The sequence below is a fragment of the Rhodosalinus sp. K401 genome (assembly GCF_041365735.1).
Taxonomy (GTDB): domain Bacteria; phylum Pseudomonadota; class Alphaproteobacteria; order Rhodobacterales; family Rhodobacteraceae; genus Rhodosalinus.
The window spans coordinates 1-850 of record NZ_JBGFSI010000046.1 but is presented as its reverse complement, the minus strand read 5'-3'; the positions used below and the strand labels follow the sequence as shown (position 1 = coordinate 850).

Sequence of the window (850 nt, the reverse complement as noted above, 5' to 3'; positions counted from 1 at the left end):
ACACCCATGAGTTCCAGTCGGGCGCCTGGGACCTGCCGAGCTTCGCGCTGGAGAAAGGCCTGCCGGAGGTGCCGCATTACGCGATGTATCCCGGCTGCCGGGTGAACCAGCTGCAGTGGTCGATGGAGCGTTCGGGCCTCGTGACCGCGACCGTCGGCGTGATCGCGCAGGGCGAGGACAAGAGCGCCACCAGCCAGGCCGGCACCCTGACCGAGCCCGCGCTCAAGCGCTTCGGCAGCTTCAACGGGAGCGTCCAGCGCGACGCCACGGCGCTCGGCAATCTGGTCTCGGCCGAGATCACCTATGCCAATAACCTCGACCGGGTGGAGACGATCCGCGCCGACGGCAAGATCGCGGGCGTGGAGCCCGGCATCGCCGCGCTGACCGGCAACGTGGTGGTCCGCTTCGCTGACGAGACGCTGCTGCAACAGGCGATCGACGGCGATCCTTGCGAGCTGGTGTTCGGCTACGCGCTGCCCTCGGGCGAGAGCTTCACGCTGACCGCCCATGCCGTCTACCTACCGCGCCCGCGCATCGGGATCGACGGGCCGCAGGGCATCCAGGCGACCTTCGACTGGCAGGCGGCGCGCGATCCCGGCACCGGCCGCATGGCCACCGCAACCCTCATCAACGACGTGGACCAGTACTGATGCTCCGACTCGACATGACCCGCAAACCCGCCTGGCACGACATGCCCGGCGGCGTGCGCCTGAAACTCCTGCCCATCACGACCGCGCTGATGGCCGAGGCGCGCCGCGACCCCGACGTGGTGGAGGCGCTGGAGGGCGTGCCCGGCGCGGGCGACGACGCGGAGACGTCGCGCGCGACCGACGAGGCGGTGGCGATCCCC

General features: G+C 70.5%; 1 protein-coding gene and 1 pseudogene. Both read left to right on the top strand.

The window, feature by feature from the left end; translation table 11 throughout:
- The coding region (locus tag AB6A66_RS17465) for a phage tail tube protein (RefSeq protein ID WP_371056901.1) at positions 1-650 on the top strand (650 nt) is incomplete at its 5' end.
- Positions 650-850 (top strand): annotated as a pseudogene (locus AB6A66_RS17460) (hypothetical protein); the annotation flags it as partial. The gene AB6A66_RS17465 and the pseudogene AB6A66_RS17460, both read left to right, overlap by 1 nt.